Raw genomic sequence first — 25,464 nt, forward strand, 5'->3', positions numbered from 1 at the left:
AGCTTCTTCTTCGGGAGGCTGAAAGATAAGCACTGGAGCGCGTTTAGAGAAGCGCCTTTACCGGCTATTTACCTTGGGCTTACAACTTTTGACTTCTGACTTTAGTCCATCCGCTAATTCGGCTAAGCGGTTGACCCTTAAATGAAAACGGCCTGGACTAGGCCAGGCCGCAATCATGTAGCACGCGTGTTACTGTCAAGCGACAGCAATGCGCCGAAACAGTTACTTCAATACAGCCAGGGCTGCATCGTAGTTTGGCTCTTGGCCGATTTCGGCGACCAGTTCGCTATGCAGCACGTTATCGTTTTCGTCCAGTACCACGACAGCGCGAGCGGTCAGGCCTTTCAGCGGGCCATCAGCAATCGCGACACCGTAGCCAACGGCGAACGCCGCGTCACGGAAGTCCGACAGGTTCTTCACGTTTTCCAGGCCTTCGGAGCCGCAGAAGCGCGCCTGGGCGAACGGCAGGTCGGTGGAGATGCACAGGACAACGGCGTTGTTCAGCTCGTTGGCCTGGGCGTTGAACTTGCGCACCGAGGTCGCGCAGGTCGGGGTGTCGACGCTTGGGAAGATGTTCAGCACTTTGCGCTTGCCGGCAAAGGTCGCCAGGGTTGCATCCGACAGATCGCCGGCAGTCAGGGTGAAGTCGGGCGCCTGGGTGCCAACTTGCGGCAATTGGCCTTCAACCTGGACAGGGTTACCACGGAGGGTGACTTGAGCCATGAACGGAATCCTTATGCTATTTGGGTTAAACGAATTCGAGAGGCCGAAGTTAACCACAAAGCGCGGTGGCTACCTACCGCCAGACACAAATTCTCATCGGTGGGGTTGTGGTTTAATTGCGCGCTTTTCGCCTGCCCTTCAAGAGAGTCGTTGTTGATGAATCAGCCCGCCACCAAAGTCCTGGTCATTGGTTATGTCTGGCCGGAGCCGCGCTCCTCGGCCGCTGGCGGACACATGATGCAAATATTGCAGAGTTTCCTTACGCAAGGCTGGGATATCACCTTCAGCAGCCCTGCCGCGCTTGGCGAACACAAGGCCGACCTGCAAATACTCGGCATCAGCGAATGCGCCATCGAACTCAATAACAGCAGCTTCGACGATTTTATCCGCGAACTGGCCCCGGACATCGTGCTGTTCGACCGTTTCATGATGGAGGAGCAATTCGGCTGGCGCGTTGAAAAACACTGCCCCGACGCCCTGCGCGTGCTGGAAACCAGCGACCTGCAAAGCCTGCGCGACGCGCGCCAGCAGCGCCTCAAGGACCACCTCAAGGCCCATCCCGACAGCGACGACTTCAGCGCCCTGTTCGCCCCGGCGCTGGAGGAAGAATTCCAGCTGATGGCCGACACCGATATCGCCAAGCGCGAGATCGCAGCGATTTACCGCTGCGACATCAGCCTGATGATCTCCGACGCGGAAATCCGCCTGCTCACCGAACACTTCAAGGTGCCGGCGGCCCTGCTGCACTGGTGCCCGTTGATGCTTGACGCACCGACCGCGCCCTTCACCCCGTTTGAAGACCGCGCGCATTTCCTCAGCATCGGCAACTTCCGCCACGCGCCCAACTGGGACGCGGTGCTGTGGATGAAGAACAGCCTGTGGCCGCTGATCCGCCAGCAGCTGCCGGGCGCCCAACTGCACATCTACGGCGCCTACACGCCGCCCAAGGCCACCGCGCTGCACAACCCGGCGCAGGGTTTTCATGTAATGAACTGGGCCGAAGACGCGCTGCAAGTGATGGGCGCAGCACGCATCTGCCTGGCGCCGCTGCGCTTTGGCGCGGGTATCAAGGGCAAGCTGGCGGATGCAATGCTCTGCGGCACGCCGAACATCACCACGCCGATTGGCGCCGAGGCCATGGGCGACAGGCAACCCTGGCCAGGCGTGATCGCCCACAGCGCACCTGCCCTGGCCGCTGCCGCCGTGGCGCTGTATCAGGACCGCGCACGTTGGACCGAGGCCCAGGAACAGGGGCGTCGATTGCTGGCAAGTCGCTACGACACCGCCCTCCACGCCCCGGCACTGGTGGCCTGCCTGGCGCAGTGCCGCAGCCGCCTCCAAGCCCATCGCCGCGACAACTTCACCGGCGGCATGCTGCGCCATCACGCCCATAAAAGTACCCAGTACATGTCCCAGTGGATCGAGGCGAAAAACCGCACCGTATAAACATCGGCGCTGGCAGGCTTACACGCATAGGGGCATTATTCGGGTCGCAACCAACAATAAAGCGACGGCAGCATGACCCGAGCAACGCGCATCACCGACCCTTCCTACGAGCTGATGGACGATCACAACGGTCTGTCCATCATCTATCGTCAGCACGGCTTCCCCTGCCCGCTGGTGCGCTGGCATTTCCACAAGGAATACGAGCTGCACCTGATCGTCGCCAGCTCCGGCAAGGTGTTTATCGGCGACTATATCGGCAATTTCTATCCGGAAAGCCTGTTCCTCACCGGCCCCAACCTGCCCCACAACTGGATCAGCCAGGTTGAAGAAGACGAAGTGGTGCCCAAGCGTGACATGCTGGTGAACTTCACCGATGAATTGCTGGAAAACGGTAGCCAGATCTTCGCCGAGCTCAAGAGCCTGGCGCCGCTGCTGGAGCGTGCCCAATACGGCATCGAGTTCCGCTGCAAAAAGACCATCGCCCAGGCCATGGCCTTGATGCAGCGCATCGAGGATGCCCAGGGCATGGCACGGTTGGGGCACTTTTTTATCCTGCTGGAAGTGCTCAGTGCTTGTGAGGATTACCAGTTGCTGTCTGGCGTGACCACGCCGCAACTGGCTGACGAACACAGCATCGACCGCACCAACCGCGCGGTGGACTACATCTTTGCCCACTACGCGCGGGAGTTGCCGCTGGAGGAAGTGGCGGATTACCTGGGGATGAAACCCACGTATTTCTCGCGGGTGTTCAAACAGGCCACGGGCCGCACGTTTATCGAATTTGTCAATCGCCTGCGCATCAGCAAATCCTGCGAATTGCTGGCCGATGGCGATAAAGCCGTCACGGATGTGTGCTTTGAGTCGGGCTTCAACAACATCTCCAATTTCAACCGACGCTTCCAACAGCTCAAGGGCATGACGCCCTCCCACTACCGACGCCTGGCGGTGCAGCGGCTCACTGAGCAAAACCTGGCCTGAAACCGCAACGCCGCAGCCATAGCCTTTCGGGGGTACAAAAAAGGAACCCATACACGGCCCGCCGCCACGCAATGAGGGAAGTTTCCAATACCGGTTTACGGGAAGTTCTTTCTCATATTCGCAGCTATCCAGGACCTCTATGATCAGACTTTCGCAGTCCACTCCCGCAGTGACCACTCCGCATTTTGACACGCAGCGCCCACCCGTCGAGCGCGCAACCCCCTCTGTCACCTCCAGCGTCATCGGACTTTTCAATCGGCGCACCGAACAAGATCCAACATCCTCCACCCCGTCCGTTGACGCGCCGGCCAGCACGCGTCTACCTATTGAATACCTGCTCAGATTTGCCGTGGCAAAAGGGCAACCCAGCCTGGCCGAGCAGATCAAACAACGCGTAATGAGCACCCCTGACCCGCTGAGCGCTTCTGCGGTACGGGCCGACGTAGAGAAACTTCTTGACCAGCCAAGTGCGCTCAATCCGCAAAAAAGCTACGCCCAGTTGATTAAAGAAATACTGGGGGGCACAGCGCACAGTGCGCCGAACATTCGTCCTATTTCATCGCGCTCACGTCGAGACCTGCAAAACACGCCCCCCACCCAAGACTCAGGCAAAGCCTTGTTGCGCAAATTCGCCGACACCCTGGTTAACAAAAGTGATGGGGAGATGGCGATCAATACCGCCTACACCCTCATCAACGCATTGCTTAACGCTGAACAACTTGCCTCAAAAAACCAGATGTATGTGGTGTCCGTCGAGCCCGACTCCACCTTTGGCATGGCCCTGGCCGAGCTGGATGATGCGCTGCGCTCGGAACCCTTCAAGTCGTTTGCCCAAACCCATGACATCGATATTGAATCTTTGGTGTTTGACCCCGCCGGGAGCATCTATATACAGCGGGAGGACGACGACATCGACATCCGCCATTACGATGAAAACAGTTTTATAAAAGCCACATCAGCGGTGTTCAAAGCCGTCACAAAGCTGGCAGACCCAGGGGGTGAACGCTTCGGATTTCACGGGCGGGATCAGGCACTTCCCGAGCAGGTTGCCAACTTCTATGGCATGCAACTGCCCAGTGATTATTCCCGCGACTTCAACGGCGATACATTGTTCAGGATTGGGCAGTTGATTCATGAAGGAACATTCCCTTCGCTGAGTAATTCCAATCCGCTCTACGAGAGCCAATTTGCCCCCGTCAAGCAACGTCAACGGGACGCCAAGCAACACATCGTCGATCTGCCAGCGCAACAACTGGATCAACCTCTCGCTCGCCATGCTCCATTGACAGCGGCCCAGACAGTGCAGGACGCAGACAAGGCGCTCGCGTGGCAGTGCAGCAAGATGCTGCTAAAACAAGTGCCAGAACTGAAGGGTGGACGTGATAGAACACCGCCTATCCTCGATACAATTCCAGAATATTCAACCTTCAATCAGGTCCGCCAACAGCTCCTGAATGCACTCACAGGCCCGGCTTTCAGCGATTTTGCGCAGAAGCATGGCATTGACCCCATGACTGCGCGCATCAACCCTAATGATGGAAGCCTGACTGCCAGCGTGAACCGGGTGGAAACCACCTTCACCGTCAACGATGTGTCGGAAGATTGGAGCAATGTCTGGAACGCGATAAAGGATGCGGTGCAACAGATGGCTGCGGGCTCCAATGCGGATGTGCATTACCCCACTGCGTCTAGCGCCACACTGGAAGAGGTGATGCGTTTCTACAACGAAGAAATGCCCGCTCGACCAGACACAAAACAACAAGAAGGGAACACCCCCCGACTCACGACGTTACTAAGCCACGGTTTGGAGCTGGTTCGAAAAAGCAGTTTCAAAGCACTGGTCGACCCATCATTGAACGATCCCAGGTCTGTTGCCGTACGCAAACACCAGGACACCGTAACGAAAATGCTGGCCTCTGCGCCGCTGGCTCTCTCGCCGATTCAAAACCTGGCCGCCGCCATCACCGCCAACCGCCCTACGCCAGTGGAAACTGCAGATAACCGCGAAGCACTTTTGGCGCGCGCCGAAGTTGAACTCGCAACCACTGTTCATCGCGCAATGCTTGAGCTCAAAGCCAAGCCGGAGCAAGCCGCGTCAAAAATCATCCAACCGATACCGGCCAACAGCCTGTTCGGTGAATGGCAGGCCTACCTGAATAAAGCCCTGCAGGGCCGCGGTTTCCAGGAATGGGCACGTAATCAAGGGGTTGACCTCGCCACCCTGCGCTATGACCCCACCGACAACGCGCTGGTTGGCAAAGTGCAGGGAGTGGACCAGCGCTTCACTACCCGCGACTTCGCGAAACAGTATCCCGAACACTTTGATGTGCTCGAGCCCGTGCTGACCGCGGCAAAGGCATTCGCGAACAATACGCACCCTATCGCACTGTTTAACGCCGAATCCAGCGGCGCACCTTACCAATGGGTGGCCAACTTTTATAACCTCAGCGACCTTCCAGGCAGCCCGGAATTCGAACAACAGGTTGCGCTGATGGGCCGTACCCAACAGTTCCCCGACCACCCTGATGATCCACAAAGCGTAGTGGCCTTTGTGGGCCGGCAAAAAACCGCACTGGGTGATAGCAACAACCGGTATGGGCTGATCAACGAACTGAAAAACTGGACGCCGGACAGCGGTTCCAAGGACTTTATGGTCGACCCGGACTCTTCTTACCCGCCTGACGGTACGACGTCGGTTGCAACCTTCATCTCGCAAAACGACTGGTACCCAGTGCGTTCAAGGTCAGACGCTGACAATTTGCTGGCTGCCTTGCAGACGCCGATGCCACAGTCCCCACCCCTGGGCAATCGCTGGGGGTTCCTGTCAACACAACTGCCGTTGAGTACCGAACAACGCAACGCACTGGTCAACGAGGTGAAAGAGGCGATAGGCCCCGACACCCTCCTCAACTACCTCGGCAACCAGGTGACCACACTCGACACCAACCCTGAACGCGCCTTGGAGCAACTGCTCACCAGCGGCAAGGCGCTTGATCTTGCCGAGCACCTGCAAACCCAGATGAAAGGCGCCTTGACCCCATCCAGCGCTAAACAATGGCTTTTGACCGCCTTGGTACTGGAGCTTGATCCAACGGCCGGCACTCAACACAAGACCGTCGCAGGTGCGGATTTAACCGGCCCCGATAACGTCGGGCGCGGCGTTTCATCGATCCGCGACCGATTTGACCAATACCTGACCGCCCAGAAAAATATACCTGCCCACCTTGCCCCCATAGCGTCATACGTGTTGCTGTCAGGGGCTGCGCCGCAGTTGTTGGTCAACGAGGTACCGAAACAAATAACGCTTGGCTCCCCCGAGTATTTCAACTTTACGGCAGCGGTAAACCTGGTCGAGTGGACCGCACCCGGCGCTAGCGCAAACATGACCTACCCGCAGGTCATGAGGCATTACAACATCCAGCCTGTTTCAGCACTGGAAACGCAGATACAAAGTTACGCACAGATGGCCCCCTTACTGGAATGGGCCTCCATCCATAACAAGATCGACAAGAACAACTACACCCTGGAACAGTTGAAAGACAGCCAGCAAAAACTCCAGACACAGATCAATAGCACGACTGAAGCGGTGCGCTGGCTGAACACAGCTGAAGCGCCCACTAGACGGGACATGGCGCTTAAGGTGCTAAGAGAAAAGTTCGGTGCCGATATTGACTATGAAAAACGCTTTATGGTGGAAAACGAATTCGCCGGCATAATCACCGGTAATCACTACAGCCTCGTAGAGATCTATGAAGCAGGCAGGCTGGATGAAAGCTGGATACAGGAAGGCAATCATGTGGACTTCAACAGCCTGCGTGAAAAAGCCAGAGAGCCTGGGTTTCCGGTCATCAACGATGAATTCGACAAGGCCATAAAAGAAGATTTCAACCTCCGTAGACAGCACACCACGACGTTGTTCGAAAACATGCTCAAAAAGATGCCTGTCGAGGAGCAAAAGAGCCTGCTCTATGGCGACGTAGAATTTTTGAATGTTGAAGGCCCCGGTGGTCGCAGCGGCATGGTGATAACGTCTATCTACAACGGGGTCAGAAGAGATTTTGCGGTTTATCCGACGTGGGGCCAGATCGTAAGAATTGCTGACATCGATCCCTCCACCCCGCAGGGCAAAGTGGTCAACCTCGAAATCGACGCCGAGGCGTTCAAAAGTGGCAAAGAGCCCAGGACGGGAGTTAAAACCAACGTCGTATTGCGCACCACTGACCAACACCTGCTGGATGACAACAATGAACCCTGGCCGTTGGAAGTGACCCTTCCAGCCCACAACGAAAATGACGCGCGCGCTCCCCACTATGTGGCCGGCAGAATTTCCACATTGGCCAAGGTCATGATCGACTCGACTTACCTGAATAAAAGCGAGTTTGTGAACCTTCACCGCAATTGGTCCAGCAATACACTCGAAACGGCCACCGAGCCCAGTGACTTCTTCAAAGCGCTGTGGCACGCCTTGCCCGGGGCCAGCACGCTGGAGGACCTCTATCATGGCCAGTTCCTCAAAGCAGCCGTAGACCTTGCCATTGATGTCGCGATCGTGATGGTCACAGAGGGCGCAGGCAAGCTGTGGGGCTTGGCAAAATCTGCGGCGTCCTGGGCGGCTGCCAAGGTATCTGCGGGGTTTATCGAGAAGTTTGGCGTTAAAGAAACGGAAGCGATTGCCCTCAAGGACTTCACGGCTGCCACGACCACGCAATCGACTCGCTCCCTGAGCCGGCTACAGAATGGCCAGCTCACTGAGCAGACAGCGGATATGGCAAATGGCAGCGTGTCACTTTCCGGGGCTCAGGGCAGGGTCGAACTCACAGCCATACGCCAGGGCGGCGAGTGGTATGCCTACGACGCGAAGACCGCGGCCGCTTACGGTCCTGCGCTTGAGGGTTTCGTGTCTGACACCTCATCGATCGTGAAACAGGAAACCTTTTCCGACGGCACCCAAGCCCTGGTTACCGAAAAACCTTTGGCCGCAGACGCGTACACCATCACGCGCACCCATGGCTTCGACTTGATCAATGAGGGCAAGGTTTATCGCTACGACTCCCGCAATCCAGGCTTGCTCCGCGATCTGGAGTCGGCCGATCACTATCAGCCACTGGAAGGCTTCGAAGCTTTCTGCCCGGCCCCCGGTATCGGCGGCCGCATCAAGCGCGGCGCCAACGACACGTGTTTTACCAAGGTCACCGAGGACGTATCCAGCGAGTTGAAACAGGAACTTCAGGCGCTTGAGCACGTGCGCTTGTTTCCCTCGGCACCGAAGTTCCTGCGAAAGAACCAGTTTGTGGTTTTCGAACGCCGCCGCTGGAAAATGAAAGACACAGCAACGGGGCCAGAATTGATTCCGGTGTCTGAGACCACGCACATCACCTACAAACCAACGATCACCGGCACGCTCAAAAACGAACCCCAATTCGGCTTTTTCGACGCACAAAGCAGTGAGGGGCTGGAGCGCGAAACACGTGTGGTCAAGCTCAACGGCATCACTGATGCCGTCGACGATAAACGTGAACTGCGTGGCGTGATCGTTAACGACCCGGCACGCGGCAGTACCGCCAAATACCTGGTGATCGAGGCGGATACCGCCGAGTTCTACTACGCGCGATTGGATAATGCACCCGGCGGCCAACTGACGTTCAACAAATGCACGAGTAGAGAGCTGCCGATGGTGGCGGCCTACCGGAATAAATTCAGCATTCGTCAAGGTGCTGCCAACGCACCGTTTGATGCCAATTTCATTGCGCTGCCGAAATTGAAATCTGCCTTTCAAAAACTGGAGCGCGCGGGCTACTTGAAAGAGGATATAGAGGCGTTAAAAGCAAAGTGCAAAGACCTGACCGAGGAACAGCAACGCGAGGTTGTCTATCAACTGCAGCGGGCCAAAGCGATCGATAAAGCGAATATCGCCTTGACACCCAACCAGGTTTCCGCGCTGGACAAACCCGCCAATTTCTCAGCGTGGACGGCCGAGCAGCAAAACAAATTCTACGCAGAACAAGCGCGAGACAACGTGAACCGTTCCATGAAAGGCACCGGCCTGGGACCGAGTAACCAACTGCGCTCACAAGCGGACCTAGCCCGCTCTGACGCCGCGAATATGACCATTAACTGGTTGCGCAGCACCGTACCGCCTGGCGCGCTAAACCGAGCAGACCTGATTCTGAAGTCCGGGGCCGGAAACTGTGGGGAAATGGCTATGCTGGCCGAAGACATCATCAAAAAAAGCGGAGGAAACGCACAAACCTGGTATGTGGAAGGAGGAGACCACGTGTTCACCGTTATCGGCGGACCGGCTTCAGGAGCTAAAGCCACCGTTGACTTTTCACAAGCCGAATGGAAAGACGCCTGGATCGTCGACCCCTGGGCCGAAATTTCATGCAAGGCATCCGAGTACACCGAGCTCGTGAAGAAGAAAATGGCTGAGTGGGACGCAAAAGGCCTGCAAATTCACACCCGTGGCGAATGGCGTAAGCCGGTGGACCCACAGTGGATCAAAGAGCTGACCACGTTTGAAAAAGAATCCTATTAAACCGTAGCGTCGCAACCTCCAAAGACCTGGCGCTGCCGCGCTATTCACGGCGCCAGGTTTTCGGTTGCAAGCCAGCTTCAAGCAGCCACCCGAACTGGAGTGCAAAAAAGTATCAGTCCCAGTGCTCCCAAGGATTTGTCACATCACCATTTCAAGGCTGTAATCGACGCACACTCTTCCTGACTCCCTGTAGGAAGACACAACAACAATAACTGTCCTTCTGTAGCCCCCCGGGCGCGGAAAAGGAGTGCGCGATGAAGTTCACAGCAAAAGTTCTGCTTGCCTCTACCTGCTTGACTATCAGCGCCGTCAGCCTTGGCGCGCAGACCCTGACCATTGCCACCGTCAACAACAGCGACATGATCCGCATGCAAAAGCTCTCGAAAACCTTCGAGGCCGAGCACCCGCAGATCAAGTTGAACTGGGTGGTACTCGAAGAAAACGTGCTGCGCCAACGCCTGACCACCGACATCGCCACCCAGGGCGGGCAGTTCGACGTACTGACCATCGGCATGTACGAAGCGGCACTGTGGGGCGCCAAGGGTTGGCTGGAACCAATGAAGGATCTGCCTGCATCCTACGACCTCGACGATGTGTTCCCTTCAGTGCGTGACGGTTTGTCGGTCAAGGGTTCGCTGTACGCCCTACCGTTCTATGCCGAAAGCTCGATCACCTACTACCGCACCGACCTGTTCAAGGACGCCGGGCTGACCATGCCCGAGCATCCGACCTGGACACAGATCGGCGAATTCGCCAGCAAACTCACCGACAAGACCAAAGAACAATATGGCTTGTGCCTGCGCGGCAAAGCCGGCTGGGGCGAGAACATGGCGCTGATCACCACCCTGGCCAACGGCTACGGCGCGCGCTGGTTCGATGAGAAATGGCAGCCACAATTCAACGGCCCCGAGTGGAAGGACGCGCTGAACTTCTACGTCGATAACATGAAGAAATCCGGCCCGCCGGGTGCGTCCAGCAACGGTTTCAACGAAAACCTTGCACTGTTCAACAGCGGCAAGTGCGCCATCTGGGTCGACGCCAGCGTGGCCGGCTCGTTTGTTACCGACAAGACCCAGAGCAAGGTGGCTGACCACGTCGGCTTCACCTTTGCTCCCCACGAAAAAACCGACAAAGGCACGTCGTGGCTGTACTCCTGGAGCCTGGCGATTCCCACCAGCTCCAAGGCCAAGGACGCCGCCAAGGTGTTCACCAGCTGGGCGACCTCCAAGGAATATGGCGAGTTGGTGGCCAAGACCGACGGTGTGGCCAACGTACCGCCAGGCACCCGTAAATCCACCTATAGCGATGAGTACATGAAGGCGGCGCCGTTTGCCAAGGTGACTCTGGAATCGCTGAAAGTTGCAGACCCAACCCAACCGACGCTCAAGCCGGTGCCCTATATCGGCATCCAGTTGGTGACCATTCCTGAGTTCCAGGCGATTGGGACGCAGGTCGGCAAGTTCTTCTCGGGGGCACTGACCGGCCAGCAAACCGTTGATGCCGCACTGACCGCCGCGCAGACCACCACCGAGCGCGAAATGAAGCGGGCCGGATATCCCAAATGAGGTAAGCCTTCCACTGTCAATGTGGGAGCGGGCTTGCTCGCGAAGGCGGTGCATCAGTCACAGTTTTATCAACTGGAAGACTGCATTCGCGAGCAAGCCCGCTCCCACATTGATCGCACTCCGATTCCTGCTTTGCATTGGTCTTGATCACCATGAATACACCCCCCAAAAACCGCCTGGCCAACCCCGGCTGGTTCCTCGTCAGCCCCTCCGTGGCCTTGCTGCTGTTGTGGATGATCGTGCCGCTGGGCATGACCCTGTACTTTTCGCTGATCCGCTACAACCTGCTCTACCCCGGCGAAAACCAGTTCGTCGGGCTGGAAAACTTCACCTACTTCATCACCGACTCAGGCTTCTTGCCCGGTGCCACCAACACCCTGTTACTGGTGGGCAGCGTGCTGCTGATCAGCGTGGTGTTCGGCGTATTGATCAGCGCCCTGCTGGAGGCCAGTGAGTTCCTCGGTCGCGGCCTGGTGCGGGTGTTGCTGATCTCGCCCTTCTTCATCATGCCCACCGTCGGTGCGCTGATCTGGAAGAACCTGATTTTCCACCCGGTGTCGGGGATTCTCGCCGCCGTGTGGAAGTTCTTCGGCGCAGAGCCGGTGGACTGGCTGGCGCACTACCCGTTGCTGTCGATCATCATCATCGTGTCGTGGCAATGGCTGCCCTTCGCCATCCTGCTGCTGATGACCGCCATGCAATCCCTCGACCAGGAACAAAAGGAAGCCGCGCGCCTGGACGGTGCCGGTGCTATCGCGATCTTCTGGCACCTGACCCTGCCCCACCTGGCCCGCCCGATTGCCGTGGTGGTGATGATCGAGACGATCTTTTTGCTCTCGGTTTTCGCCGAAATCTTCACCACCACCAACGGTGGCCCCGGCTATGCGTCAACCAACCTCGCCTACCTGATCTACAACCAGGCGCTGGTGCAGTTCGACGTGGGCATGGCCTCGGCCGGCGGCCTGATTGCCGTGGTCATCGCCAATATCGCGGCGATCATCCTGGTGCGGATGATCGGCAAAAACCTGACTGACAAGCCTTGAGGGCCGCGCCATGACGCTTCAACAATCCCGTCGCCTGCAAAGCCTGTTGCTTGGCACCCTGGCCTGGGCCATCGCAATCCTGATTTTCTTCCCGATCTTCTGGATGGTGCTGACCAGCTTCAAGACCGAAATCGACGCGTTCGCCACGCCGCCGCAGTTCATCTTCACACCGACGCTGGAGAACTACCTGCACATCAACGAGCGCAGCAATTACTTCAGCTACGCGTGGAACTCGGTGCTGATTTCCTTCAGCGCTACGGCCTTGTGCCTGCTGATCTCGGTGCCGGCGGCCTACTCCATGGCGTTCTACGAAACCCAGCGCACCAAGGGCACGCTGTTGTGGATGCTGTCCACCAAGATGCTGCCACCCGTGGGCGTGCTGATGCCGATCTACTTGCTGGCCAAGAGCTTTGGCCTGCTGGATACGCGCATTGCGCTGATCATCATCTACACCCTGATCAACCTGCCGATCGTGGTGTGGATGGTTTACACCTACTTCAAGGACATCCCCAAGGACATCCTCGAAGCCGCCCGCCTCGACGGCGCCACCCTGTGGCAGGAAATGGTCCGCGTGCTGCTGCCGATTGCCAAGGGTGGCCTGGCATCCACGGTACTGCTGTCGCTGATCCTGTGCTGGAACGAGGCGTTCTGGTCGCTGAACCTGACGTCGTCCGCGGCCGCGCCGCTGACTGCGTTGATCGCCTCCTACTCCAGCCCCGAAGGCTTGTTCTGGGCCAAATTGTCTGCCGTCTCGACCCTGGCCTGTGCGCCGATCCTGATCTTTGGCTGGATCAGCCAGAAGCAATTGGTGCGCGGCCTGTCCTTCGGCGCCGTCAAATAACAATTCCTAGCGGAGGCCCATCATGGCCAACCTGAAAATCAAGAATCTGCAAAAAGGCTTCGAAGGTTTCTCGATCATCAAAGGCATCGACCTGGAAGTGAACGACAAGGAATTCGTGGTCTTCGTCGGCCCCTCGGGCTGCGGTAAATCCACCCTGCTGCGCCTGATCGCCGGGCTGGAAGAAGTCAGCGATGGCACCATCGAACTGGACGGGCGCGACATCACCGAAGTGACCCCGGCCAAGCGTGACCTGGCGATGGTGTTCCAGACCTATGCGCTGTACCCGCACATGAGCGTGCGCAAAAACATGTCGTTTGCCCTGGACCTGGCCGGCGTCGACAAGCAGCTGGTGGAGAGCAAGGTCAGCGAAGCCGCACGCATCCTGGAACTGGGGCCGTTGCTGGAGCGCAAGCCCAAGCAATTGTCCGGCGGCCAACGCCAGCGTGTCGCCATCGGCCGTGCGATCGTACGCAACCCGAAGATCTTCCTGTTCGATGAACCGCTGTCCAACCTCGACGCCGCGCTGCGCGTACAGATGCGCCTGGAACTGGCGCGCCTGCATAAAGAGCTGCAAGCGACGATGATCTACGTGACCCACGACCAGGTCGAAGCCATGACCCTGGCCGACAAAGTGGTGGTGCTCAACAGCGGTCGCATCGAACAGGTCGGCTCGCCGCTGGAGCTCTATCACCAACCGGCCAACCTGTTTGTCGCGGGGTTCCTGGGCACGCCGAAGATGGGCTTCCTCAAGGGCAAGGTCACCCGCGTCGACAGCCAGAGTTGCGAAGTGCGACTGGACGCCGGCACCACCATCAACCTGCCGCTCAGCGCTGCCAGTCTGAGCGTCGGCAGCGCCGTGACCCTGGGTATCCGCCCGGAACACCTGGAAATCGCCACCCCCGGCCAGACCACCCTGACTGTCACCGCCGACGTCGGCGAACGCCTGGGCAGCGACACCTTCTGCCACGTCAATACGGCCAACGGCGAGCCGTTGACCATGCGGATTCGCGGGGACATGGCCAGCCAATACGGCGAAACCCTGCACCTGCACCTCGACCCGGCGCACTGTCACCTGTTCGACTCCGATGGCGTGGCCGTGGCACGTCCACTGCGCGCTGCCGCCTGATTTCGCGAGATTTGTGATGAAACTGAATAAGCAAAACCTCACCCGCTTGGCGCCAGACGTACAGCTGCCGACTTACCCCCATACCTCCCAGGGCATTGCCCACATCGGCGTCGGCGGTTTCCACCGGGCGCATCAGGCGTATTACACCGATGCGCTGATGAATACCGGCGAAGGCCTGGACTGGAGCATCTGCGGCGTCGGCCTGCGTGCCGAGGACCGCAAGGCCCGCGACGACCTCGCCGGCCAGGACTACCTGTTCACCCTGTATGAACTGGGCGACAGCGACGACACCCAAGTGCGCGTGATCGGCTCCCTCAGCCACATGCTGCTGGCCGAAGACGGCGCCCAGGCGCTGATCGACAAGCTCGCCAGCCCCGAGATCCGCATCGTCTCGTTGACCATCACCGAAGGCGGCTACTGCATCGATGACAGCAACGGCGAGTTCATGGCCCACCTGCCGCAGATCAGACATGACCTGGCGCATCCCAAGGCGCCGACGACCGTGTTCGGCTTTCTCTGCGCGGCCCTGACCCAACGCCGCGCCGCCGGCATCCCGGCGTTTACCGTGATGTCCTGCGATAACCTGCCGCACAACGGCGCCGTCACGCGCAAGGCGCTGCTGGCGTTCGCCGCGTTGCACAACGCCGAGCTGCGTGACTGGATCGCCGCCAATGTGAGCTTCCCCAATGCCATGGTCGACCGCATCACGCCGATGACCAGCACCACCCACCGCCTGCAATTGCACGATAAACATGGCATCGACGATGCCTGGCCGGTGGTGTGCGAGCCGTTTGTGCAGTGGGTGCTGGAAGACAAGTTCGTCAACGGCCGCCCGGCCTGGGAAAAGGTCGGCGTGCAGTTCACCCATGACGTCACGCCCTACGAAGAGATGAAGATCGGCCTGCTCAACGGCAGCCACCTGGCCCTCACGTACCTGGGGTTTCTCAAGGGTTACCGGTTTGTGCACGAGACCATGAATGACCCGCTGTTTGTCGCCTACATGCGCGCCTACATGGACCTGGACGTCACGCCCAACCTGGCGCCGGTGCCCGGCATCGACCTTACGCAGTACAAGCAGACCTTGGTGGACCGCTTCTCCAACCAGGCGATTGCCGACCAGCTGGAACGCGTGTGTTCCGATGGGTCGTCGAAGTTTCCCAAGTTCACCGTGCCGACCATCAACCGCTTGATCGCCGATGGCCGCGAGACGGAACGTGCGGCGCTGGTGGTTGCCGCGTGGGCCTTGTATTTGAAGGGCGTGGATGAAAATGGCGTGAGCTACAAGATCCCGGACCCGCGTGCGCAGTTTTGCCAGGGGCTGGTGCGTGACGAGGCCTTGATCAGCCAACGGTTGTTGGGCGTGGAGGAGATTTTCGGTACGGCTATTCCCAACTCGCCTGAGTTTGTGGCAGCGTTCGAGAAGTGTTATGCGAGCCTGCGCGACAATGGCGTGACTGCAACACTGAAGCAACTCCAGAAGAAACCGAAGTAAAAAATGTGAGAGCGGGCTTGTGTGGGAGCTGGCTTGCCTGCGATAGCGGTGGGTCAGCCAGCACTTTCATCAACTGACACGCCGCCTTCGCGGGCAAGCCCGCTCCCACACAAGCCCGCTGCCACATTTTGATCGGGTTAACACTCCAAACAATAAAACTGCTGAGCAAATCATCATGACCCAGCAAAACCTGTTCCTCGGCATCGACTGCGGCACCCAAGGCACCAAGGCCATCGTCCTCGACGCCACCAGCGGCAAAGTGCTGGGCCTTGGCGCGGCGGCCCACACCCTGATCAGCGGCGCCAATGGTCGCCGTGAACAGCACACCCAGGAGTGGCTCGACGCCTTTACCGAGGCCACCCACCGTGCCTTGCAACAGGCCGGCGTGGACGGCCAGGCCATCCTCGGCATCGGCGTTTCCGGGCAACAGCACGGCCTGGTGTTGCTCGATGAGCAGGGCCAGGTCCTGCGCCCGGCCAAGCTGTGGTGCGACACCGAAACCAGCGCGCAAAACGACCGCCTGTTGCAGCACCTGGGCGGCGAAAGCGGCTCGCTGGAACGGCTCGGCGTGGCGATCGCGCCGGGCTACACCGTGTCCAAACTGCTCTGGACCCGCGAGCAACACCCCGACCTGTTCGCACGCATCGCCCACATCCTGCTGCCCCACGACTACCTCAACTACTGGCTCACCGGGCGCGCCGTCGCGGAATACGGCGATGCATCGGGCACCGGTTATTTCAACGTGCGCAGCCGCGCATGGGATGTGGCGCTGCTGCAGCATATCGACCCCAGCGGGCGCCTGGTCAACGCGTTGCCGCAACTGATCGAGGCCGACCAGAGCGTCGGTACGATCCTGCCGCACATCGCCGAACGCCTGGGTATCAACCCCGGCGCCATCGTGTCCAGCGGCGGCGGCGACAACATGATGGGCGCCATCGGCACCGGCAATATCGCCCCTGGCGTAATCACCATGAGTCTCGGTTCTTCGGGCACGGTCTACGCCTTTGCCGATCAGCCCAACGTAAGCCCCCAGGCCTCGGTCGCGACCTTCTGCTCCTCCAGCGGCGGCTGGCTGCCGCTGATCTGCACGATGAACCTGACCAATGCCACCGGGGCGATCCGCGAACTGTTCGAGCTTGACCTCGCCGCCTTCAACGCACGGGTAGCCGAGGCACCGATTGGTGCCGATGGCGTGAGCATGCTGCCGTTCCTCAACGGCGAGCGCGTGCCCGCCCTGCCCCACGCCAGCGGCAGCCTGCACGGCTTGACCATGAGTAACCTGAGCCGCGCCAACCTGTGCCGCGCGGTGGTCGAGGGCACCACGTTCGGCTTGCGCTACGGCCTCGACCTGCTGCGCCAGACCGGCCTGCAAAGCCAGAGCATCCGCTTGATCGGCGGTGGTTCGAAAAGCCCGTTGTGGCGGCAGATGGTCGCCGACATCATGCACACCGAGGTGATCTGTACCGAACAAAGCGAAGCCGCCGCCCTGGGCGCGGCGATCCAGGCGGCCTGGTGCCAGTCCGGCGAATCCCTGGCCAGCCTGTGCGACAGATGCGTAAGTATCGACCCGGCCAGCCGTACCGTGCCGGTAGCGGCCAATGTGAGCGCCTATCAACAGGCTTACGAGCGCTACCAGCAGCTCGTGGCAACCCTTTAAGAGCGAATGACTATGTATCTGGTGTGTGGTGAAGCGCTGTTCGATTTTTTCAGCGAGGAAGATGCCAGTGGGCAGGCGTCCAAGGTCAATTACAAGGCGATTGCCGGCGGTTCACCGTTCAACGTGGCGGTGGGTTTGCGTCGGCTGGGGGTCGAGTCGGGATTGTTGGGCGGCGTGTCGAGCGACTTCCTCGGCAGGCGCCTGGTGCAAGTGCTCAGGGATGAAGGTGTGAGCGAGCAGTTCCTGGTGCAGTTTGCCGCGCCGACCACGTTGTCGATGGTCGCGGTGGGCACCGATGGTTCGCCGCAGTACAACTTCCGTGGCGAGGGCTGCGCCGACCGCCTGCTGGAGGCCCACCATCTGCCGCCACTCGGCGCTGACATCCGTGGCCTGCATATCGGTTCCTACTCCCTGGTGGTGCAGCCGGTTGGCGACACCTTGCTCAGCCTGGTCCGACGTGAAAGCGGCAAGCGCCTGATCAGCCTCGACCCCAACGTACGCCTCAACCCGCAGCCGGACATCCAGCTGTGGCGCGCCCGCATCGCCGAGCTGGTGCAGCATGCGGACCTGATCAAGGTCAGCGACGAAGACCTGCACCTGCTTTACCCAGACCAGTCGCCGGAGAGCGTCCTGCAAGGCTGGCTGCAACACCGTTGCCAACTGGTATTCCTGACCCGCGGTGGCGACGGCGCCAGCGTGTTCAGCCGCCAGCACGGCCATTGGTCCGCCCCTGCGGTCAAGGTGGTGATGGCCGACACCGTCGGTGCCGGGGATACTTTCCAGGCGGCGCTGATCACCTGGCTGACCGAGCATGGGATGGACTCGGTAGAGGGCCTGCAACAGCTGTCCCGTGAGCAGATCGATAGCATGCTGGGCTTTGCCATCCGGGCTGCGGCGATGACCTGCACCAAGACCGGTCCGGACCTGCCCTACCGTCATCAACTGGGCTAAATGCCACGAAGATGTCGGACAAAATCGGCGATCATGTAGGTAATCGCTTTTTAAACATGAAGCTTTTGTCAGCAACCTCCGGCATTAATCCATGGTTAATGCCGGGGGCCAACAGTGAGTTCGTCCGCCCATCAGCTCGATGGGCCAATGAACTGCTGTTGGAGAACTGTCATGAAAAGCCAATCCCTGCTGATCGCCCTTAGCCTCACGCTGGCCGCCGTTTCGGGCGTGGCACACGCCGATGCCGAACCCGTGCCGTATCGCTACGGCATGCCCATGGATGTGCAGAAAGTCATTTCGATGAACGAACCGCAGACCAGCGAATGCAAGGTGATCAAGGCCAACATCAAGTTCCTGGACAAGGCCGGCACAGAGCAATATGTGAGCTACAAAAAACTCTCCGATGCCTGCATGTCCCAGAATTGAACAGCGTGCTGACAAAGGGCGGCGTTAGCTGTGCCGACAGGTTATCCTTGCGCGCTGACCCCACGGCCGAAAGGACTCATCATGCCGCTGCGCTTTCATACGCTCGCCCTGTTTACCGCCCTGCTCTGCTTCGCCCTCGCATTGACGTGGGGCCTGCGCGCCGACTGGCTGCTGTGGTTGTGGAACGTCGAGTATTCAAGTGCCACGGGGCTGGTCTGCCGGCGTAACGCCGCGCTGTTCCTGGCCCTTGGCATCATGTTTTACCGCGTCCGTCACGCACCTGCGTCCAACACACGCCGCGCCATCACCACCGGTTTTATCTGCGGGTGCTTTGTGCTGGCCGCGTTGGGCCTGAGTGAGTGGATCAATGGCAATGCCGGCCCGGGTATCCTGCTGGCAGTGGTGACAGAAGTCGTGCTGGGCCTGGCGTTTATCCAGGCCCATAGATCCTCGGTGATTCACCCTCAAACCACAGCCTGATCAGTAGCCGCGCGCTGCCACCCGTTGCAGGGTGGGTGCGTGGCTGTGCTTGAGGTCTTCGCGCAACCCGGTGATCAGGTTGCAAATGGCGCGACTGCTGTCGAGCTTGTCGGCGTTGATGCCTTTGACTTCCAAATCCACCCGGTCACGGTCGCGGTCGTCATAGACCTTGATCGTCAGCGAAGCATCTTCGGCTTTGGTGCATTCGCACCGTTTGGGCAGGAAACTCGTTTCAATGATGCTGCGAAGTTCCAATTCCGAAAGCATGGTCAACCTCTCCTTTCATGAGACTGCCAATCGATTGTTGTGAGTCCGGCAGGCACTGGCCTGCCGCGTCTTGCCGACCCTGGCAGACGTTTACAGTCAATAAGCCTACTCGGCAAAATCCGACCTCGTTGTAACCTTTCCTCATAAGCGCGCAGCACGGTTATATAAGTTGGACGGTGCCGTTTAAAACATCGTCGAACCGCCGCAATTAAACGTTTAACCCGGCGCCCCAATCTAAGCCACAGCTTGCGCAGCCACTCTTTCTGCAACATGTCGCAAACTATCGAAGTTGATATTCGCCCCGGAATTCACCGCCACCAAGGTCTGCCCACGGACGCCGCTGCGCGCGACGTACTGGCAAATGCCTGCCACGGCCAATGCCCCCGAGGGTTCGGTGATCGAGCGCGTGTCGTCGTAGATCAGCTTGATGGCGCTGCACAGTTGGTCATTGCTGACGGTGATGACCTCGTCCACCCAGTCCCGGCAGACTTCAAAACCGTAGGCGCCGACCTGCGCCACCGCCGTGCCGTCGGCAAAACCGTCGACACCGGGCAACACCACCCGCTCCCCCGCGCGCAGGGCCGCCAGCAGGCAACTGGAACCTTCGGGCTCAACACCGATGATGCGCACCTCGGGGCGCAGGTATTTGACGTAGGCCGCAATCCCGGCGATCAGCCCGCCACCGCCCACCGGCACGAAGATCGCGTCCAACGGACCTTGCTGCTGGCGCAGGATTTCCATGGCGACCGTGCCCTGGCCGGCAATCACATCCGGATCATCGAACGGCGAAACAAAGGTGCACCCCGACGCTTCGGCCAGTTGCAACGCATGGGCCAGGGCCAACGGGAAACTCGTGCCGTGCAGCACCGCTTCGGCCCCCCGGGAGCGTACGCCGAGCACCTTCAGTTCCGGCGTGGTGGCCGGCATCACGATACGCGCCGCAATCCCCAACTCTCGCGCCGCCAGGGCCACGCCCTGGGCATGGTTGCCCGCCGACGCAGTCACCACGCCCCGGGCCTTTTGCTCGTCACTGAGCTGCACCAGCTTGTTGTAGGCGCCGCGGATCTTGAAGGAAAACGTCGGCTGCAGGTCTTCGCGCTTGAGCAGCAGGGTATTGCCGAGCAACGCCGACAAGGCCGGCGCTACTTGCAGGGGCGTGCGCACCGCCAGGTCGTACACCGGGGCGGCGAGGATCTTTTTCACGTAGTGCTCAAGCAAGGTGCTCATGGGTGTCTCCTGGCGTTGTGTCGAAGGCCCTGGAGACGGATAAACAAAACCCGCCTCTAGGGCGGGTTTGGGTACAGCCGTGCGCTATCCCGCCAAATGAGGAATGGCGGTAATAATCATGCTCGGCTGGGTACGGAAGGCTTGATAGGTCATGCGATGAAATTAACCGCCCGACGCCGGATGAGTCAACAAAAGGTTTACTCGCAATATACGAAACGTATACGCTTTGTACATTACTCAATCACAGTGAACCCCATGGGCATCGTCAAGATCACCGACCAACTGCACGAACAACTGCGCGTGGCCAGCGCCGCGATGGATCGCTCCATCAACGCCCAGGCCGAGTTCTGGATCAAGATCGGCCTGCTCGCCGAACTCAATCCCGACCTGCCCTACAACGCGCTGATCAACAAGCTGCTGCTGGATAAACCCGACCTGATCCGGGGGCGCAATTGATGATCAAGACCGCCGCACAACTGGCCGTGATGCGTGAATCCGGGCGCCTGCTGGCGCAAGTGTTCGACATGCTCGACGGTTTTGTCGCCGCTGGCCGCTCCACCCTGGAGCTGGACGCCGCCGTCGAAGCCTTCATCCGCAACGACCTGCAGGCCCGCCCGGCCAGCCTCGGTCAATACGACTATCCGTTCTCGATCAACACCTCGATCAACGAAGTGGTGTGCCACGGCATGCCCAGCGCCAAAGCCGTGTTGAAGGACGGCGACATCATCAATATCGACATCACCCTGGAAAAAGGCGGCTACATCGCCGATTCCAGCAAGATGTACATGATTGGCAGCGTCGCCCCCAAGGCCCGGCGCCTGGTCGAGCAGACCTTCGAAGCGATGTGGGCCGGCATCCGCCAGGTCAAGCCTGGCGCGCGCCTGGGCGACATCGGCCACGCGATCCAGAGCCACGCCCAGGCCAATGGCTACAGCGTGGTGCGCGAATATTGCGGGCACGGCATCGGCCGGCAGATGCATGAAGAACCGCAGGTTCTGCACTTCGGCCGCCCCGGCACCGGGCTGGAACTGCGCGAAGGCATGGTGTTTACCGTGGAGCCGATGCTCAACCAGGGCGGCGCCAAGACACGCAGCCTCAAGGATGGCTGGACGGTGGTGACCAAGGACAACAGCCTGTCGGCGCAATGGGAACACACCGTGGCCGTAACGGCGGACGGCTTCGAAGTCCTTACACTGCAAGCTCGCTCACTACATTGATCGCGGCGTTGGCTTCCAGCTCCCGCACCAGCGGCAACACGCGCTTGCCGAAGTATTCGACCTCTTCCTGGAAGTGCAGGAACCCGGCGAGCACCAAATCCACCCCCACGGCCTTGAGCGCGACGATGCGTTCGGCAATCTGCTGCGGGGTGCCGATCAGGTTTGTCTTGAAGCCGTCGTTGTACTGCACCAGGTCCTCAAAGCTGGACTTGGCCCAATTGCCCTCGCCTTCCGGCGACGCCTTGCCCGCCTGCCTGGCCCCGTCGCCAAAGGCATTCACCGCTTCCGGGTCGGCCTTGTCGATGATCTCGGCGAGCACGGCGCGGGCTTCTTCTTCGGTGTCGCGGGCGATCACAAAGGCGTTCACGCCGATTTTGACCGAATGGTTATTCGCCGCCGCCTTGGCGCGGATGTCATCGACCTGAGCCTTGATGCCTTGCGGGGTGTTGCCGTTGGTGAAATACCAGTCCGACACCCGCGCCGCCATGTCCCGCGCAGCCCGTGAGCTGCCGCCCTGGAACACTTCCGGCAGGCCCAATGGCTTTGGTTTGAGCGTGTAGTTGTTGAAACGGTAGAAATCGCCTTTAAAGGTGAAATCGTCCTCGGTCCAGATGCCTTTGAGCGCGCGGATAAATTCTTCGGAGCGGCGATAACGCTCATCGTGCTCCAGCCAGTGTTCGCCAATAGCCTGGAACTCGCCCTTGAACCAGCCGCTGACGATATTGACCGCGATACGGCCATTGGTGAGCTGGTCGATGGTCGCCAGTTGCTTGGCCGCCAACGCCGGTTGCCACGGGCCGGGCAGGATCGCGGCGATCACTTTGAGGGTGGTGGTCGCGGCCAGCAGCGCATGGCTGAACGCCACGGATTCATGCTGGTTCTCGGCACCGTAGCCGGCGGTAAAGCGGATCTGGGTCAAGCCATATTCAAAGCCGGCCGCTTCCGCCAGCTGCGCCAGTTTGCGGTTGTAGTCGATGCCCCAGTGGGTACGTTGCTCGATCTTGCTGACCACCAACCCGCCACTGACGTTGGGCACCCAGTAGGCAAATTTCACAGGCTTCTGACTCATCGAACACTACCTCGTACAAATGGGATGTACCCAAGGCTTGAGCAGCAAGCGTGCCAGCCAGGGCAAACGCCCGTGGCAAGGGGGTTGCGGCGCTTGGCGGGCAAAACCGTCACTGCACTGGATTACGCCGGTTTGTCGATTCGCTGTTGCCAGGGCAACAGTCACGGCGGCCTTGCCCCCGCAAACACGGGCCCGCGCACCCGGCACGGACTGTGCAATCGCCCTTGCATTGATCACAGCCCAGGAACCCTTGCCATGACCGAACACCACGTCATCAACCCGCTGTCCACCGGCGTCGATTACCCCACGCTGGCCGCCCGCTTCCGGCCGATCTTCGCGCGTATCGCCGCAGGCGCCGTGCAGCGCGAACAGGCCCGCACCCTGCCCCATGAGCCGATCCAATGGCTCAAGGAGGCGGGTTTCGGCGCAGTACGCGTGCCAGTGGAATACGGCGGCGGCGGCGCGTCCCTGCCGCAGCTGTTTGAACTGTTGATCGAACTGGCCGCCGCCGATTCCAACGTGCCCCAGGCCCTGCGCGGGCACTTCGCATTTGCCGAAGACCGCCTCAACGCGCCGCCGAGTGCCGGTCGCGACCTATGGTTCAAGCGTTTTGTCGACGGCGACATCGTTGGCTGCGCCTGGACCGAAATCGGTAACGTCGCCATTGGTGATGTGGTGACCCAGGTCAGCCCTGACGGCGACCAGTGGAAACTCAACGGTGAAAAGTTCTACAGCACCGGCAGCATTTTCGCCGACTGGATCGACGTGTATGCCCAGCGCAGCGACACAGGTGGCGATGTGATCGCCGCCACCCGCGCACGCCAGCCCGGTGTGGAGCACAGCGATGACTGGGACGGCTTTGGCCAGCGCACCACCGGCAGCGGCACCTCGCGGTTTACCGACGCGGTGGTAGAGGCTGAAAACGTCATCGACTTTGCCACGCGCTTCAAATACCAGACCGCGTTCTATCAGCTTGTGCTCTTAGCCAGCCTGGCCGGGATCGGCCGTGCCGCGCTGGTTGACGTGGCCGAGCAGGTGCGCAGCCGCAAGCGCATCTACAGCCATGGCAACGCGCCCCATGTCAGCGGGGATGCGCAGATCCAACAAGTGGTGGGCGAAGTCGCGGCACTGGTCTACGCCGCCGAGGCCAGCGCCTTGAAGGCCACGCTACCGGCACAACGGGCCTATGTGGCGCGGTTTGGCGGGGATGCTGCGGTGGAGCGCGAAGCCAATGTGGCGGCCGAGATTGAATCGGCGACCGCGCAGGTGGTGGTGTCGGACTTGATCCAGCGCGCCACCAGCCAATTATTCAATGCACTGGGGGCATCGGATGTCCGCCAGGGCAAGGCCCTGGATCGGCATTGGCGCAATGCGCGCACAGTGTCGTCGCACAATCCGGTGATCTACAAGGCGCGGATTGTCGGGGATTGGCAGATCAATGGAACTGAGCCGCCGTTTGTGTGGCAGATCGGCAACGGGCCGGCGAGAGCCTGAGGCCAGCCTCGGTGAAACCTGTGGGAGCGGTCTTAGAAGGCGAGTTTGTAGCCGATGGCCATCAGCATCACCGCCAGGCACGGGCGCAGTACGCCGTCCGGGAGTTTGCCGGTCATATGGCTGCCGACGTAAATCCCCGGCAGCGACCCCATCAACAGGAAGCCCAGCAACTGCCAATCCATGTTGCCCATGCTGGCGTGGCCCAGGCCCGCGACCAGCGTCAGCGGCACGGCGTGGGCGATCTCGGTGCCGACCAGGCGCCGCGTGGCAAGGAACGGATAGAGGATAAACAGCGCCACGGTGCCGAGGGCGCCAGCGCCGATGGACGTCAGTGCGACCATGGTGCCCAGGATAGCCCCGGTAACCACCGTCAACAGGTTCAGGTTGCGCGGGCTCATGTGGTAGCTGTCGCCGGCATGGCGCTGGGCGAAGGCCAACAGCTGCCTCTTGAACAGGATCGCCAGGGCGGTCAGCAACAGCACCACGCCGAGGGCCTGCTTGATCACCGCGTTCATCGAACTGGGGTCGGTGTGCAGGCTGGCGAGGAACCACAGGGTCAGCAACACCGCGGGCACGCTGCCCAGGGTCAGCCAGCCGGTGATGGTCCAGTCGATGTTCTTGTTCTTGCCATGCACCAGCACGCCACCGGACTTGGTGATTGCCGCGTACAACAGGTCGGTGCCCACGGCGGTGGCCGGGTTGATGCCGAACCACAACAGGATCGGGGTCATCAACGAGCCCCCGCCCACACCGGTCATGCCCACGATAAAACCCACGATCAGGCCGGCAACGACGAAACCAAAATTACCCACATCCATTACAGCTACCTGCGGCCATATAAATTTCTGGCCGCAGGATAGCGATTTTTCTTATAACCACTTATATCAATATGATCTGACTTTAGATCATTTTGCGCTTTACCCCCCG

At 59.9% G+C, this 25,464-nt stretch carries 19 protein-coding genes and 1 pseudogene; 15 read left to right on the forward strand and 5 right to left on the reverse strand.

All coding sequences use genetic code 11. The features are described 5' to 3' along the window. Positions 1 to 222 precede the first annotated feature (222 nt). Positions 223 to 723, reverse strand: a complete 501-nt coding sequence (gene tpx / locus IB241_RS18205) for a thiol peroxidase (RefSeq protein WP_192299616.1) — start codon at positions 721 to 723, stop codon at positions 223 to 225. Between the two features lie 156 nt (positions 724 to 879). Between tpx and IB241_RS18210 the strand changes: the two genes are divergently transcribed. The 12 genes from IB241_RS18210 (at position 880) to IB241_RS18265 (ending at position 19,263) form a co-directional block, all read left to right on the forward strand. After that, positions 880 to 2,169 carry a glycosyltransferase gene (locus IB241_RS18210; RefSeq protein WP_192299617.1) on the forward strand — a complete coding sequence of 430 codons (1,290 nt, stop codon included), beginning with the start codon at positions 880 to 882 and terminating at the stop codon, positions 2,167 to 2,169. 72 nt (positions 2,170 to 2,241) lie between these two features. Next, a complete protein-coding gene (locus tag IB241_RS18215) occupies positions 2,242 to 3,147 on the forward strand; it encodes an AraC family transcriptional regulator (RefSeq protein ID WP_192299618.1) in 906 nt (301 codons plus the stop codon). Between the two features lie 139 nt (positions 3,148 to 3,286). After that, positions 3,287 to 9,682 carry a hypothetical protein gene (locus IB241_RS18220; RefSeq protein ID WP_192299619.1) on the forward strand — a complete coding sequence of 2,132 codons (6,396 nt, stop codon included), beginning with the start codon at positions 3,287 to 3,289 and terminating at the stop codon, positions 9,680 to 9,682. A gap of 254 nt (positions 9,683 to 9,936) precedes the next feature. Continuing rightward, positions 9,937 to 11,247, forward strand: a complete 1,311-nt coding sequence (locus tag IB241_RS18225) for an ABC transporter substrate-binding protein (RefSeq protein ID WP_192299620.1) — start codon at positions 9,937 to 9,939, stop codon at positions 11,245 to 11,247. 152 nt (positions 11,248 to 11,399) lie between these two features. Continuing rightward, positions 11,400 to 12,290: a carbohydrate ABC transporter permease gene (locus IB241_RS18230; protein WP_159959151.1), complete on the forward strand. Its 891-nt coding sequence runs from the start codon at positions 11,400 to 11,402 to the stop codon at positions 12,288 to 12,290. Positions 12,291 to 12,300: 10 nt separating this feature from the next. Then, positions 12,301 to 13,131 (forward strand): carbohydrate ABC transporter permease, encoded by an 831-nt coding sequence (locus IB241_RS18235; protein WP_003173672.1) that lies wholly within the window; start codon positions 12,301 to 12,303, stop codon positions 13,129 to 13,131. A 22-nt stretch (positions 13,132 to 13,153) separates the two neighbouring features. After that, a complete protein-coding gene (locus IB241_RS18240; RefSeq protein ID WP_192299621.1) occupies positions 13,154 to 14,257 on the forward strand; it encodes an ABC transporter ATP-binding protein in 1,104 nt (367 codons plus the stop codon). A 16-nt stretch (positions 14,258 to 14,273) separates the two neighbouring features. Continuing rightward, a complete protein-coding gene (locus tag IB241_RS18245; RefSeq protein ID WP_192299622.1) occupies positions 14,274 to 15,749 on the forward strand; it encodes a mannitol dehydrogenase family protein in 1,476 nt (491 codons plus the stop codon). Between the two features lie 175 nt (positions 15,750 to 15,924). Beyond that, positions 15,925 to 17,406, forward strand: a complete 1,482-nt coding sequence (gene xylB, locus IB241_RS18250; RefSeq protein WP_192299623.1) for a xylulokinase — start codon at positions 15,925 to 15,927, stop codon at positions 17,404 to 17,406. Between the two features lie 12 nt (positions 17,407 to 17,418). Then, complete coding sequence (locus IB241_RS18255; protein WP_192299769.1) at positions 17,419 to 18,357, forward strand: carbohydrate kinase family protein; 939 nt, start codon at positions 17,419 to 17,421, stop codon at positions 18,355 to 18,357. A gap of 171 nt (positions 18,358 to 18,528) precedes the next feature. Then, positions 18,529 to 18,783, forward strand: coding sequence for a DUF2790 domain-containing protein (locus IB241_RS18260; protein WP_192299624.1), 255 nt, complete (start codon positions 18,529 to 18,531; stop codon positions 18,781 to 18,783). 81 nt (positions 18,784 to 18,864) lie between these two features. Continuing rightward, the gene (locus IB241_RS18265) at positions 18,865 to 19,263 is read left to right on the forward strand and encodes a hypothetical protein (protein WP_192299625.1); all 399 of its coding nucleotides are present in this window, start codon (positions 18,865 to 18,867) and stop codon (positions 19,261 to 19,263) included. On the opposite strand, the gene IB241_RS18270 is transcribed toward IB241_RS18265, so the two are convergent. Next, positions 19,264 to 19,530: a DUF1652 domain-containing protein gene (locus tag IB241_RS18270; RefSeq protein ID WP_192299626.1), complete on the reverse strand. Its 267-nt coding sequence runs from the start codon at positions 19,528 to 19,530 to the stop codon at positions 19,264 to 19,266. Positions 19,531 to 19,788: 258 nt separating this feature from the next. Beyond that, positions 19,789 to 20,757, reverse strand: a pseudogene (gene ilvA, locus IB241_RS18275) (threonine ammonia-lyase, biosynthetic); the annotation flags it as partial. Between the two features lie 255 nt (positions 20,758 to 21,012). On the opposite strand from ilvA, the gene IB241_RS18280 reads away from it, so the two are divergent. Both IB241_RS18280 and map read left to right on the forward strand, forming a co-directional pair. Beyond that, a complete protein-coding gene (locus IB241_RS18280) occupies positions 21,013 to 21,213 on the forward strand; it encodes a ParD-like family protein (protein WP_192299628.1) in 201 nt (66 codons plus the stop codon). Continuing rightward, on the forward strand, positions 21,213 to 21,974 hold the full coding sequence (gene map, locus IB241_RS18285; RefSeq protein WP_192299629.1) for a type I methionyl aminopeptidase: 762 nt from the start codon (positions 21,213 to 21,215) through the stop codon (positions 21,972 to 21,974). Before IB241_RS18280 ends, map begins: the two co-directional genes overlap by 1 nt. Here the strand turns inward: map and sfnG are convergent. After that, entirely contained in the window at positions 21,946 to 23,043 is a 1,098-nt protein-coding gene (gene sfnG, locus IB241_RS18290) for a dimethylsulfone monooxygenase SfnG (RefSeq protein WP_192299630.1), read from the reverse strand. The genes map and sfnG overlap by 29 nt on opposite strands. Positions 23,044 to 23,298: 255 nt before the next feature. Between sfnG and IB241_RS18295 the strand changes: the two genes are divergently transcribed. Continuing rightward, the gene (locus IB241_RS18295; RefSeq protein ID WP_192299631.1) at positions 23,299 to 24,537 is read left to right on the forward strand and encodes an acyl-CoA dehydrogenase family protein; all 1,239 of its coding nucleotides are present in this window, start codon (positions 23,299 to 23,301) and stop codon (positions 24,535 to 24,537) included. Between the two features lie 32 nt (positions 24,538 to 24,569). On the opposite strand, the gene IB241_RS18300 is transcribed toward IB241_RS18295, so the two are convergent. Further along, positions 24,570 to 25,355 (reverse strand): sulfite exporter TauE/SafE family protein, encoded by a 786-nt coding sequence (locus tag IB241_RS18300; RefSeq protein WP_192299632.1) that lies wholly within the window; start codon positions 25,353 to 25,355, stop codon positions 24,570 to 24,572. Positions 25,356 to 25,464 lie beyond the last annotated feature (109 nt).

This window comes from Pseudomonas sp. PDM05, from assembly GCF_014851685.1.
Lineage (GTDB): Bacteria > Pseudomonadota > Gammaproteobacteria > Pseudomonadales > Pseudomonadaceae > Aquipseudomonas.